The organism is Marnyiella aurantia (assembly GCF_014041915.1).
Lineage (GTDB): Bacteria > Bacteroidota > Bacteroidia > Flavobacteriales > Weeksellaceae > Marnyiella > Marnyiella aurantia.
Genome location: NZ_CP059472.1, coordinates 2,027,715 through 2,040,361, shown reverse-complemented (window position 1 = coordinate 2,040,361; position 12,647 = coordinate 2,027,715). Strand labels below are relative to the sequence as shown.

The 12,647-nt window shown below is 41.8% G+C and carries 13 protein-coding genes; 5 read left to right on the top strand and 8 right to left on the bottom strand.

The window, feature by feature from the left end; translation table 11 throughout:
- Nucleotides 1-32: 32 nt before the first annotated feature.
- Both H1R16_RS09480 and H1R16_RS09475 read right to left on the bottom strand, forming a co-directional pair.
- Complete coding sequence (locus H1R16_RS09480; protein WP_181886827.1) at nt 33-290, bottom strand: hypothetical protein; 258 nt, start codon at nt 288-290, stop codon at nt 33-35.
- Nucleotides 291-335: 45 nt separating this feature from the next.
- Nucleotides 336-1,424 carry an FAD-binding oxidoreductase gene (locus H1R16_RS09475; RefSeq protein ID WP_181886828.1) on the bottom strand — a complete coding sequence of 363 codons (1,089 nt, stop codon included), beginning with the start codon at nt 1,422-1,424 and terminating at the stop codon, nt 336-338.
- A gap of 321 nt (nt 1,425-1,745) precedes the next feature.
- On the opposite strand from H1R16_RS09475, the gene clpB reads away from it, so the two are divergent.
- Nucleotides 1,746-4,340, top strand: a complete 2,595-nt coding sequence (gene clpB / locus H1R16_RS09470; protein ID WP_181886829.1) for an ATP-dependent chaperone ClpB — start codon at nt 1,746-1,748, stop codon at nt 4,338-4,340.
- Nucleotides 4,341-4,491: 151 nt separating this feature from the next.
- Here clpB and H1R16_RS09465 read toward each other — a convergent pair whose 3' ends face one another.
- From H1R16_RS09465 to H1R16_RS09440, 6 genes are all read right to left on the bottom strand, one after another.
- Entirely contained in the window at nt 4,492-4,701 is a 210-nt protein-coding gene (locus H1R16_RS09465; protein WP_181886830.1) for a hypothetical protein, read from the bottom strand.
- A 4-nt stretch (nt 4,702-4,705) separates the two neighbouring features.
- Nucleotides 4,706-5,965, bottom strand: a complete 1,260-nt coding sequence (locus H1R16_RS09460; RefSeq protein ID WP_181886831.1) for a S8 family serine peptidase — start codon at nt 5,963-5,965, stop codon at nt 4,706-4,708.
- Nucleotides 5,966-5,973: 8 nt separating this feature from the next.
- Nucleotides 5,974-6,552, bottom strand: a complete 579-nt coding sequence (locus H1R16_RS09455; protein WP_181886832.1) for a hypothetical protein — start codon at nt 6,550-6,552, stop codon at nt 5,974-5,976.
- The gene (locus tag H1R16_RS09450; RefSeq protein ID WP_181886833.1) at nt 6,552-7,244 is read right to left on the bottom strand and encodes a hypothetical protein; all 693 of its coding nucleotides are present in this window, start codon (nt 7,242-7,244) and stop codon (nt 6,552-6,554) included. Before H1R16_RS09450 ends, H1R16_RS09455 begins: the two co-directional genes overlap by 1 nt.
- Before the next feature lie 11 nt (nt 7,245-7,255).
- On the bottom strand, nt 7,256-8,149 hold the full coding sequence (locus tag H1R16_RS09445) for a DUF2589 domain-containing protein (RefSeq protein ID WP_181886834.1): 894 nt from the start codon (nt 8,147-8,149) through the stop codon (nt 7,256-7,258).
- Nucleotides 8,150-8,338: 189 nt separating this feature from the next.
- Entirely contained in the window at nt 8,339-9,217 is an 879-nt protein-coding gene (locus H1R16_RS09440; protein ID WP_181886835.1) for an SDR family oxidoreductase, read from the bottom strand.
- A gap of 450 nt (nt 9,218-9,667) precedes the next feature.
- Here H1R16_RS09440 and H1R16_RS09435 point away from each other — a divergent pair, with 450 nt between their 5' ends.
- The 4 genes from H1R16_RS09435 to H1R16_RS09420 all read left to right on the top strand — a co-directional run bounded on the left by H1R16_RS09435 (nt 9,668) and on the right by H1R16_RS09420 (nt 12,511).
- The gene (locus tag H1R16_RS09435; protein WP_181886836.1) at nt 9,668-10,432 is read left to right on the top strand and encodes a response regulator transcription factor; all 765 of its coding nucleotides are present in this window, start codon (nt 9,668-9,670) and stop codon (nt 10,430-10,432) included.
- Between the two features lie 709 nt (nt 10,433-11,141).
- A complete protein-coding gene (locus H1R16_RS09430; protein WP_181886837.1) occupies nt 11,142-11,864 on the top strand; it encodes a hypothetical protein in 723 nt (240 codons plus the stop codon).
- A gap of 1 nt (nt 11,865) precedes the next feature.
- Nucleotides 11,866-12,201, top strand: a complete 336-nt coding sequence (locus tag H1R16_RS09425) for a hypothetical protein (protein WP_181886838.1) — start codon at nt 11,866-11,868, stop codon at nt 12,199-12,201.
- A gap of 19 nt (nt 12,202-12,220) precedes the next feature.
- Nucleotides 12,221-12,511: a hypothetical protein gene (locus H1R16_RS09420; RefSeq protein WP_181886839.1), complete on the top strand. Its 291-nt coding sequence runs from the start codon at nt 12,221-12,223 to the stop codon at nt 12,509-12,511.
- Nucleotides 12,512-12,647 lie beyond the last annotated feature (136 nt).

The window sequence follows — 12,647 nt, the reverse complement described above, 5'->3', positions numbered from 1 at the left end:
TATAATAATAGGTAAGCGCTGTAATTGGTATTCTACAATTTGCCGTCGTGCAAATCGTCTTTCAGATAGATCCCGACTTTAGAGTCGATGAACTCTCCTGCGACAAAATTGACTGTTTTGCCGTTCCCCTCAATCTGGTATTCCTTGAAGAAGTATACATTACCGCTGTCCGGCCCTTTTACTTCCACCTTTTTGTCTACACAGTGCCAGTAATGATTCCATATATTGAGGCCTTCGACCTTGTATTCCTCGTTTTCATTGATGGCCTTAGAAAATTTCCAGTGAGTCATAATAATAAATATATCGTTAATACAGGAACATAAAGTCCCAACTAATTAAACATCATAGTTCAGCATCACCACGTTGGTAGTTGGGTGACACTGGCAGGTAAGCACAAACCCACGCTCCACCTCATCATCAGTAAGGGCAAAATTCTTCTCCATAAAAACCTCACCTTCCATCACCTGTGCCTTGCACGTACAGCATACACCACCTTTACAGGCAAAGGGCACAGGCAGATTATCATGCAGGGCCTGATCCAGAATATTTCTTTTCTTCGAATTCAGGTGGAAGGAGTATTCATCATCATCAATGATTAAAGTTACCATACTCTCCAGGTTCGGTATTGCCTTGAACTCGTCACTCATTTCCGCATTCTCGTCATCATCCGGAGCAGCGTAATATTCATACATTATCTGTAGCGACGGCACTTTACATGAATTTTTCAGGTAACCTGAAATATCCTTGATCATTTCCGAAGGACCACATATAAAATAGGTGGCTTCCTGAACTGGGATCTCGGTATACCGGCTGAAAATCTGCTCCAGTTTATCGGCACAGATTCTACCCTCAAAAAGTTCGTCTTCAAAATGCTTCTCACGGGAGAGCAGATAAATAACCTGAAGCCTTCCCTGAAATTTCTCAACAAGATTATCCAATTCCCGGCGGAAAATAATATCATTTACACTTCTGTTACTGAAGAAAAGATACGCTTTACTTTTCGGTTCCTGATAAAGAGCTTCTTTCAGATTAGAGAGTACGGGCGAAATTCCGCTGCCGGCCGCCAGTCCCACGTAAGTTTTCTCGTTAGATGCGTGATAATGGGTATAAAAATGTCCCATTGGAGCCTGAACTTCGACCTCGTCACCTAACTTAAGTTCATTATTCAGGAAGGTAGAAACCTTTCCGTCAGTAAGGTGCTTTACTAATATTTCAATTTGAGAATTCCCCTCAGTAGGTGCATTTACAATGGAATAAGACCTCCTCAGGTCGTCATCACCAAAAATAAAGCGGACATTTATATATTGCCCCTGTTTAAATGAAAATTCGTGACGCAGGTGCGGTGGAACCTCAAAAGCGATATGTATGGAATCATTGGTTTCCTTTTTTACAAGGACCGTTTTTAACAGATGAAAATGATGCATATTTTTATAAAAACTCTATATATGTGAGTTCTACAAATATACTTATTTTTTACAAGGCGTAAAAACGGTAACAATCACCAGCTCCACAACTGCCGTAACTCGTTCTGATGATATACAAATCGGAAAAAATGACCTAAATAACACAGTCTCACAATGTTAAATCCGGAAATTATGACTGATTATTTCAGTAGTTTGAAGCATAAGTACGGTTTTTGACTTACTCGATGTGATTATAATACTTGATAATGGATACCGGGAATTCACATCAACCTGAATTCCTGATATCTTTAATAATTAAAAAAAACTGAAAATCACACCAATATGAATCTAAATCAATATACAGTAAAATCACAGGAAGCCATTCAGAAAGCGCAACAAATTGCGATGGAGTTTGGCAATCAGAGCATTGAACCTCAGCATCTGCTGGAGGGAATTTTTCAGGTGGATGAGAACATCTCCGATTTCCTGATGAAGAAATCAGAAGCAGAACTATCACTCGTGAGGGAAAGGAACCGCGTCGCCCTTGAGAAACTCCCAAAGGTGGAGGGCGGTAACATCTACCTTTCACAGTCCGCGAACAAAGTTCTGCTGGACGCACCCAACATTGCCAAAAAAATGGGTGATGAGTTTGTGACAATTGAACATCTTTGGTTATCGCTGCTGGAAAGCGGGTCCGAGGTAGCGAAGATGCTGAAAGATATGGGCGTAACCAAGAAAGGTCTGGAGTCCGCAATCAACGAGTTAAGAAAAGGATCAAAAGCCACTTCGGCAAGTTCTGAGGAAACATACCAAAGCCTGAACAAGTATGCGAAAAACTTCAATGAACTCGCTGCAGAGGGCAAACTTGATCCGGTAATCGGACGTGATGAAGAAATCAGGAGGGTCCTGCAAATCCTATCCAGACGTACAAAAAACAACCCTATCCTTATCGGAGAGCCGGGTGTAGGTAAAACCGCAATCGCGGAAGGCATCGCACACAGGATTATTTCCGGTGATATTCCGGAAAACCTTGCAGATAAAACCCTTTACTCCCTTGATATGGGTGCCCTGATCGCAGGGGCGAAATACAAAGGAGAGTTTGAGGAAAGACTGAAATCCGTTGTAAATGAAGTCATCAAGTCGGACGGACAAATCATTTTGTTCATAGACGAAATTCATACTCTTGTAGGTGCCGGTGGAGGTGAAGGTGCCATGGATGCCGCGAATATCCTGAAACCGGCTCTTGCCAGAGGTGAACTGCGCGCAGTGGGAGCCACTACACTTAATGAGTATCAAAAATATTTCGAAAAAGATAAAGCACTGGAAAGGCGTTTCCAAAAGGTAATGGTTGAAGAACCGGATACCGAATCTGCCATTTCCATACTTCGTGGCATCAAAGACAAATACGAGGCACATCACAAAGTAAGAATCAAAGACGAAGCGATAATTGCCGCCGTGGAACAGTCTCAGCGCTATATCTCCGACCGCTTTCTGCCGGATAAAGCTATTGACCTGATTGATGAGGCATCTGCCAAGCTCAGGATGGAAATCAATTCCAAACCGGAGGAGCTGGACGTACTTGACCGAAAACTAATGCAGATGGAAATTGAACTGGCTGCTATTACGAGAGAAGGTAATGAGATCAAGATTAACCATCTGAAAGAGGATATATCCAGAATTTCGGAAGAGCGCAACGAGATCAATGCGAAGTGGCTGAAGGAAAAACAGAAGTCTGAAGATCTTACCACTATAAAAAAAGACATTGAAGCACTAAAACTTGAAGCCGAGCGAGCCAGCCGTGCGGGCGACTATGCTAAGGTAGCCGAGATACAGTACGGAAAAATCAAGGAAAAGGAAAGTGACCTGGAGAAGCTGGAACTTGAAATGCAGAATAACCAGAACGAGCTTATTACTGAGGAGGTTACCGCCGAGAATATTTCTGAAGTGATTTCCAAGTGGACCGGAATCCCGGTGACCAAACTGCTCCAAAGCGAAAGGGAAAAACTTCTGCATCTGGAAGATGAACTCCATAAAAGGGTTGTTGGCCAGAACGAAGCGATAGAATCCGTAGCTGATGCTATACGCAGGAACCGTGCCGGGCTGAATGACGAGAAAAAGCCTATTGGATCATTTCTCTTCCTGGGTACCACCGGTGTGGGTAAAACTGAACTTGCGAAAGCGCTGGCAGAATATCTTTTTGACGACGAAAACAATATGACCCGTATCGACATGAGTGAATACCAGGAAAGACATTCTGTGTCACGACTTGTGGGCGCGCCACCGGGATATGTTGGTTACGATGAAGGCGGACAGCTTACCGAAGCAGTGCGCAGACGTCCTTACTCAGTTGTCCTGCTGGATGAGATTGAAAAAGCACACCCCGACGTGTTCAACACCCTGCTTCAGGTATTGGATGACGGTAGACTAACTGATAACAAAGGGCGTGTGGTAAACTTTAAGAACTCAATCATCATAATGACTTCCAATCTGGGATCTCATCTGATTCAGGAGAATTTTGAGAATATCACGGATGATAATGTTGATGAGATTGTGGCAAAGACCAAAGATGAAGTATTTACGCTTCTGAAACAGACTTTAAGACCTGAATTCCTGAACCGAATAGACGAGACCGTATTATTCCAGCCACTTACACGGAAGGAGATTGGCAAAATTGTACAGTATCAGTTACGTGGATTCAACCATATGTTGGAAAGAAAGGGTATTATCATGACTGCCACCGAAGATGCGGTTAATTACCTGATGAATAAAGGTTATGATCCAAGCTTTGGTGCACGGCCACTCAAGAGGGTCTTGCAGCAGGAAGTATTAAACAAACTGTCTAAATCCCTGCTTGCCGGCGAAGTGAATGACGGAGACCGCATCACTCTGGATTACTTTGAAGAAAGCGGATTGGTATTCCGGCCCACAGAGATTTAAACTTTAACTTCTGTTAACATACTTTGAAGCAATTCCCTGCGTTCTTAAGTGGAAATTTTTTTTCATCATTTGTGTTTTTGGGGTCCGCTGATTTTTCAGCGGACTCTTTTTATATGCGTAAAGCACCACTATTTTGCCACAAATCTTTTACCTACGGGTTCCCGGCAGAGAAGTCATCCTTCTCCTTTTCCACATAGTCGAAGATATCACTGCAGGATTTCGTAGGGTTTGCGTCACTTTTAATTTTAACCATTTTTAGTTTAGGATAGAACTTCACGAATTCCATACCTTCCTCAATGAGCTTTTTTTTCACATCCGGAAGGTCGAAATTTGATTTGAGTATGGCAAGATAGGTTTTCATTGATTTAAGGTACAAACTGAACTAAGCCGCTGCCGATATCGCGGTATTTAAGATTCTGGATTGCCTTCGCAGTACTTTCAAGTAACTCCCATATTTTGTCAGCTCTTAAATCGGGGAATTTTTCCATATAAAGAGCGGCAAGGCCAGCAACATGCGGAGCAGCCATACTTGTACCTTTCATCAGAGTATATAAGGAATTAGCTCCTTCCTTTACAGGCCGCGCGCTCAAAATATCGACACCAGGTGCACAGACATTGATATTACCACCATGGGCAGAATTTATTCCGCCATTGGAAAAGTTGGCAATGTGCATTTGACTGTCGATTGCCGCTACAGACATTATAGACCCGCAGTTAGCAGGTGACGCCACGGGTGCCGGAACCGCAGGTCTTTTACTGTCATTCCCCGCCGCGGCAATTAGGAGGCAGTTATTTTCCATTGCTTTGCGGCCAACCGCCTCAAAAATTGCTGACGGTTTTTCATTAAGCTTGACAGGTGAGGCCAATGACATGGAAATAATCCTGAATTTATGTTCAAGTGCCCAATCTATAGCGTCAATGATGCCGGAAGTTGTACCCTTTCCCTTATTGCTTAGCACCTTGCCGATCTTCAAATTACAATCTTTGGCAATTCCATATCGCTTTCCGGTATCACTTCGTACATTTCCCGCAGCCGTTCCCGCACAGTGTGTGCCATGACCATAGGGATCCTTTTCCCAAACCTCATCCGGCACAAATGATTTCCCTACAATATCGCGGTCTGCAAAGTCCGGGTGAGACAGGGCAAATCCTGTATCCAGAATACAAAGGTCAATTCCCTTGCCGGTAAACTGAGCACGGTCTATACCGATTGCCTTAAGTCCCCATTCCATTTCCGTTAGGGCTTCCTGAACAAGTGGCTTTTTGATTAGAAAGTTCTCAAGTTCCGCGACCATAGAACTCAGTTCAGCTGCTTTAACCTTCAGATCATTTATAAGGTTCATTTCATTTACCGCGAAAAAATCCCTCTCTTCTTCGAAATATACCACCGGACTCCGGTCATTGTTCACCGCAGATTTCAATTGGTCCATATCCACTTCATCCATTACTGCCACACCAAGATTCTTGTACACTACACCGTTATTGGCATTTATGATATTATAAGATTTGTTGGTAGATGACAACTCTTCCGACGAGGTCAAACTGACCTTGAATTCACGTTCCACCTTTTTGAGTGCGGAAGCGTTTTGGTCCTGAAGCAGCACAAGAAACTTTTTATTTTCCATGTGAGTTATTAAATTATCTTCAGAAGAATTTTTTCTGTAAGCAGGTAAATATCTTCTGAAATAAGGGTTAACCGAAGTTTTTTGTAAATGCTGGAAACGGATTCATTCTGATTTACCATACTGTTCCAGAATGCTTCAATTTTGGCAACCGAGTTTAGATTCTTTATTTTTTTATCAGTCAGTATTCCATTTTGATGCATACTCAGGATGAGGTTGGAGATAAGTTCCGCAGCATCATCCAGTTTTTTCATTTGAAGAGTGAACTCCTCGGTAAGCAACGCATGTATACTTTCCATGGCAGAAAATGTGAAACCAAAGTAATACTCACGCCTTCCCGATGTGATTTTCTCCATCTTCAGCGGGTTAAAACCTTTTTTCACCAGTGATACAGAGTTGGAAAGGCGCAGAATCTCTGATTCGGATGTGGTATCACCACTTTGAGTATAATGCAGCAGCAGCACTTTCATGAAATCATCAAAATTTTGGTCAAATTCATAAGCCCGCTGGGCATACAGACGCTGAACCTGATTGAACTGGACCAGCATTTCTTCCGCAAGCTTTACTTTATTATGGATAAAATCCTGCATCACTCAAAGGTTATCTCCTCAATTTCCTGTCCCTCTTTATTCGTAAACTTTACAATTCGCAACCCTTCCTCTTCCATTTCCACATGGAGGTTAATGAACATCCTGTCCTTGTCCTCCGCTTTTGTGGTATCAGGATCTATATACAGGTTATTCAGCCGTGAAGCTACAAGCGTGTATTTGCTTGCAATGGTTTCTGAAAGAATGCGCGCCAGCTCATTATTCTCATCTTCGTCGGCCTGCGGACGAAAGATTTCGAGGTTTAAAGATTTAATCTGCGGCGCCAAATCAAGTTTCTTGATTACAGTGCTCAGGTTCTTAATATACCGCTGGTCTTTGTTCTCCAGTGTTTTAAAGAGCAATTTGAAATCATCATTCTTAGTTTGAGTCTCTGTAATGGGTGAGATGCTGAGGTTTTTCTCCTTATTCACCAAAGCAATTTTTTCATTGACCTCTACCATGAACAGTTTTGGATCGATCTTGAAATTAAATTTGGAATCGGCATCAATGTCCGCAACTTTAATCGGTATATCCATTTTTATAACCGGTATGGAGTAACGCGGAACCTTAAAAAACTTAAGATAAGGGTGCTGTGCATATTGCTTCGCTACCAGGACAGCATTTTCATCAGCCTTTTTTCGAGCCTGAATAATTTCCTGATTCAAATAATCCAGATAATCTGATAATTTAATCATTCCGGAATCATCTAGTTAGACAGCAATCCAAGTACTTTTTCCAGTCCAGCCGGCATTTCATCATTAGTTGCCCGTACTTTTATGCCGAGTGAATATTCTTTCTCAATCTTCACTCCTGTACTGGAGGTCCTTTTCATGGAAACGTTGACTTTAAATTTTACTTTGGCAAAAAGATTCGCCAGACCCGAAGATTCCGAACTGAAACCGGTATTTATTCCAAATTCCGTCTGTGTATTTTGTGTAAAAGTTGAATTAAGTTTTACGTTAAAGTCAATATCACAGCTTTCTATTCTAAAAGAAGGTACATTAAGCAGTGCAATGAATGGAACTGTGATTTCAACATCCTGCTCTATTGTTTTCGGATTGGAATCACTTTCAGCCTCCTCTTCATCAAAATCAGGATTGGCCACATTTTTCTTGTATTTAAATTCGGCCATCCGTAACTTCTTACCTTCAGCAGTAGTTTCAAACCCTACCTCATTTATAAAACTTACCGTACTTACTGAGGCGTTAGTCTGTGCGGAAACGCAGGCGTCCAACGGACCGCCGATTATCTTGGCAAAATCAATACTTCCCAGTTCCGCTGCAAAATTACCGTCCGAAACTGCAGCCGCGGCAAAGGCATTGTCATCTGCCCTTAACTGGCCGAATACGGCACTCATAACACTGGATGACACATTAGCAACAGCATTTTCCCATTTGGCATCATAGCCATCTTTAAAATTGTTAAGGATCTCCAGAATATCTCTTTTCGGTAAATCCTGAAGTTCGCTGGGACTTAAGCCACTGATCTTTTCATAAACTGCCGGTGACACAATACTTTCTATGCCTGTGAGCAACTGAATTAACTCTGATTTCGTTTTTTTGGACTGGTCTTTTTCCAGAATTGATTTTAAAGTTTCCATGATGATATTTTTAAGGATTGAATATCAAAATTAGAAACAATTAAAGAATGCAATTAAGGGAAAACACCTTTTTATTGAATTTTATTTAGGGAGCCAAAAAATTCATTTAAATATTTATGGATTCAGATCAAAATTACGCAAAAAAAACCGGACTATCAGGCCCGGGAATTTATTCAGTAACAACTGATTTTAGGATGACTTTTTAGCTTTAATCATTGCTTCCAGCATATCCCACATTTCCTGTGGAATTTCTTCCAGCATATTGAATTCACCGGCACCCTGCAGCCACTCTCCGCCATCTATGGTAACTACTTCGCCGTTCATGTAGGCGGAATAATCCGAAACAAGGTATGCCGCCAGATTGGCCAGTTCCTGATGCTCTCCCACTCTTCTGAGCGGTACCTTTTTGCGCATATCGAATTTCTCCTGAAGATCACCCGGCAACAGCCTGTCCCAGGCACCTTTTGTCGGAAAAGGTCCGGGTGCGATGGCGTTGAAACGGATATTGTACTTGGCCCACTCCACCGCAAGGCTGCGGGTCATTGCCAGCACTCCCGCTTTTGCGCAGGCCGACGGAACTACATAGGCAGAGCCCGTCCAGGCATAGGTCGTAACGATGTTCAGCACGGTGCCGGGTATCTTATTTTCTATCCAGTATTTCCCGACCGACAGCGTACAGTTTTTGGTTCCTTTCAAAACAATATCCAGAATGGAATCAAAGGCGGAATGGGTAAGCCGCTCAGTTGGTGAAATAAAATTTCCGGCCGCGTTGTTCAGCAAAATATCGATTTGGCCGAATTCTTTTACGGCGGCTTCCTTCATGGCTTCCACCTCATCCCAGTTCCGCACATCGCAGGCTACGCAGAGGACTTTCCCGCCCGTCTGATCTTCGAGTTCTTTAGCTGTGGCCTGAAGCTTCTCCAGATTGCGCGAGGTGATCACCACTTTGGCGCCGAGTTCCAGGAAATATTTGGTCATGGCCTTGCCAAGTCCGCTGCCGCCACCGGTTACGATGGCTACTTTATCTTTCAGGGCGCCTTCGCGCAGCATGGGTTCTGTGTATTTCATAGGGTAAGGTTGAGGTTAAGGTTGAGGTTGAGTTTAAGCCTTAAAGTTAATGAAAATTTGAGCGCGGGGTTTTAAGACTGCTATTTGGCAAATAGCGAAAAGGTGGATTCCTGCTGCAGAATCCCGGCGTACGGTCTGATCTGATGTTTTCAGCTACAAGCAACACTCACAGACGTCCAGGCATAAAAAAATTTACAGGATGTCTTGGCTATCCTGTAAACTTTTGGTACACCCAGGTGGGTAATATATAGAAATGTGTTTTTAGTGTCCGTCAGTAATCCCGGGACCGGAGTACGCTATGCAAGCGCACCCAAAATACCGGCAATGAATAAGAGCAGTTCCAGAAAAAAAACCATCATTTTACACGGTATTAATAACTCAGCAAAAATATGTAGATTTGGCCGCCCTGAAACTACCCGCGCGGGTAGTTCTTTTAATTAACCCTGATTTATGAAATTTCCTGCCGCGGACGATTTTTTCCTCACCCAAAACATAGTAAACGAACTTACAGATGCCGAAGCTGCACAGTCTACGGATTTCCTGCAGGTAGTGAAAGCTTTTGAGAATACAACCTATCAAAGCATGTATGTCATAGACTATCTGAAGCAGGGTTTTGACTATGTATCCGACAACCGTTTGTTCTTGTGCGGACGGACTCCGGAGGAAATTGTAGCGATGGGATATGAATTCTATATCCATCACGCTCCCACCCAAGATCAGGAACTGCTGCTGAAGATCAATGAAGTTGGTTTTAAATTCTACGATGATATCCCGGTAGCTGACAGAAAACAATACTCAATCACTTACGATTTTCATCTTATCACCGCGGAGAAGCGTAAGATCCTCGTTAACCATAAGTACACCCCAATATTTTTAACGGATGAAGGAAAGATCTGGAAGGCGCTCTGCATCTTTTCACTCTCCAACAATACCGAGGCAGGGAATATTCAGATCCAGCGCCAGGGCAGCAATATCATCCATGGGTATGATGAAGTGAGCGAAGTTTGGAAAACGAGGGAAAAGGTAAACCTGAGTTCCCGCGAAACCGAAATCCTGATGTACGCATCCCAGGGTCTTTCTATCAATGAGATCGGCGACAAAATGTGCATAGCTCCGGATACTGTAAAATTTCACAGAAAGAAACTCTTCGAAAAGCTGGAGGTGCCCAATATTTCGCAGGCCATCGCGGTGGCCACGAGTTACAAATTAATTTAGGGCTTGGTGATTAGTGGTTAGTGGTTAGTGATTAGTGACTGGTGGTTAGATTCAGGATTTTTGATTTTGGATTATTGATGCACTGTTCTTTCTGGTTCTTCATTCTTGAATCCTGATTCTTGGCTCTTGGCTCTTGGTTCTTGGCTCTTGACTCCTGGCTCTTGGCTCTTGGTTCCTGGCTCTTGGCTCTATCTAACCACAAAGAACACAAAGGCTTCACAAAGCGCGCAAAGGGTAATCGAAAATGCATAGCTGTTGGCTCCTGGCTTTTGGCTTTTGGCTCACAGCACAAAGTCATTGCGAGCGGAACGGAGTGCAGCGCGGCAATCCCACGTTTCAAAACTCGCTTATACTTTGGGCTTGTTCCGTAATGCAGGAAGTTTTCCGCAAGACCGGAAAACCAGCAACCGCGCCCCCTCTGTGTGCTGAAAACAACCTGAATAGCGTGCGCATCTACGCTTTCGGGCTCTATCAAAATTAAAGAAATATTGCTGAATTGGTAAAGTTTTAATTGAATATTTTAAGTGTAATTAATGATATTTTGCAGATATGATAGATTCCGTAAAAACATTTGGCGGGAAGTGTTTGCGTGGGTGGGTTTTTTGAGTAGATTAGCGGGTGAAAGTATGACGCTTATTATACAAAGCCAACGGGAGTTTGTGGGATATGGATGAGTTTGTTGTACAAATATAAGAGCTAGCAGCCATTTATGAGACAGATACAATTTATTATAGCAATACTAACTCTTCTATATTGCGTAAATATATATGGGCAAGAAGACTCTGTTGTCAAACATCAGAACAACGCTACGATAGAAAGTCACATACATTCAAAAGACACTATTTACTTTAAACAAATACCGACAATAAATGCACCAGACAATAATCTTGACTTGAAAATGTGGTTACCCACTTTTACAGCTTTAATAGTCTTGTTCATTTCAAATTTGGTAACCCTATACAAAATCCGAAGAGACACAACTGAAGCAATCAAAAAAGACATAATTACGACTAAAATCAAGATAGAAAGAGAGCGGTTAGAAAAGTTCTATGATCCAATATACACGACATTAAAAAGCAATTCATCAATATTCAATTCATACGGACCACATACATTCCCTCAAGATAGTGGGATATTGGAAACAGAGGCAGCCCAGGTTTGGAGAAAACTTGTAGAGAATGTCATAATACCCAATAATCAAAAAATAGAAAATGTAATACAGCAGTTTTCACATCTAAAAGAGAATGAAGATAATTTAGAGTTATATCTGCAATATTTAGTTCACTCTGAATCTTATCGACACTTTATTATAAACCCAAACACTTTGCATAAAGCATTTAAATATCCTTCAAGTTTCGTTGGAAATGTTGAGCATTTTAGAAATGTAATAAATGAAAGGCTGAAAACAACTGAATTAAAACTTACATCTTAATATGGGCGCAAAATTTATGGCCGGCACAATAAAAGGAGCCAAAGGAATAAATAATCTGACTTTTAAAGACGACACAGAGTTTAGTTTCGACTATACATCGTCTGATAATAAAACGAAGCATTACAAAGCGTATGCACCGACAAGAGATGACTATGAAGTATCTATGGCAGTGATAGACAAAGCTATTAAAAGAGGTTGTAACATAATTGTGTTTGACTTTTGGATTTTCGCAACTAGTTCTGGCAAAGATTATTCTTCAATGGAGAAAATTCCGATATATTCCGTTCCAGACTTTATAAAAGCCATTAAAACAAGAGAAAGACTAGATAATGATTAGTTCAACGATACTCAAATTCTTGGCAAATAGACTTCAAGGTAAATCTGAAGTAATTATAAGTTTCATTTTCGGTTCAATAGCAAAAGGCTCAAAGACACCAAATGACTGTGATTTATTTATTGTAACAATTCTAACACCCATGATGAATAACTGGGATAACTTCATTGATGAAATTAACCAATTGAAGACAGACTTTGAAAATGAATTTAACCTAAAATTAAATGCTACTATTTACACAAAAAAGGAGTTTTTAGAATATTCAGCATTCAAAGAAAGAGTGTTAAACAGACCAATGATAGAAATAATTTAAACGGCTGCTAACACGGGTTTTGCGTCAGGCGGGCTGACGTACAAACTTGGAGCTTTGTGCATCTATTCAAGTTCAGTGCCGGTTGACAATGAAGTGCTCCGAAACCGGCCCGAACGCAAAGCCGAAACCGTTAGCA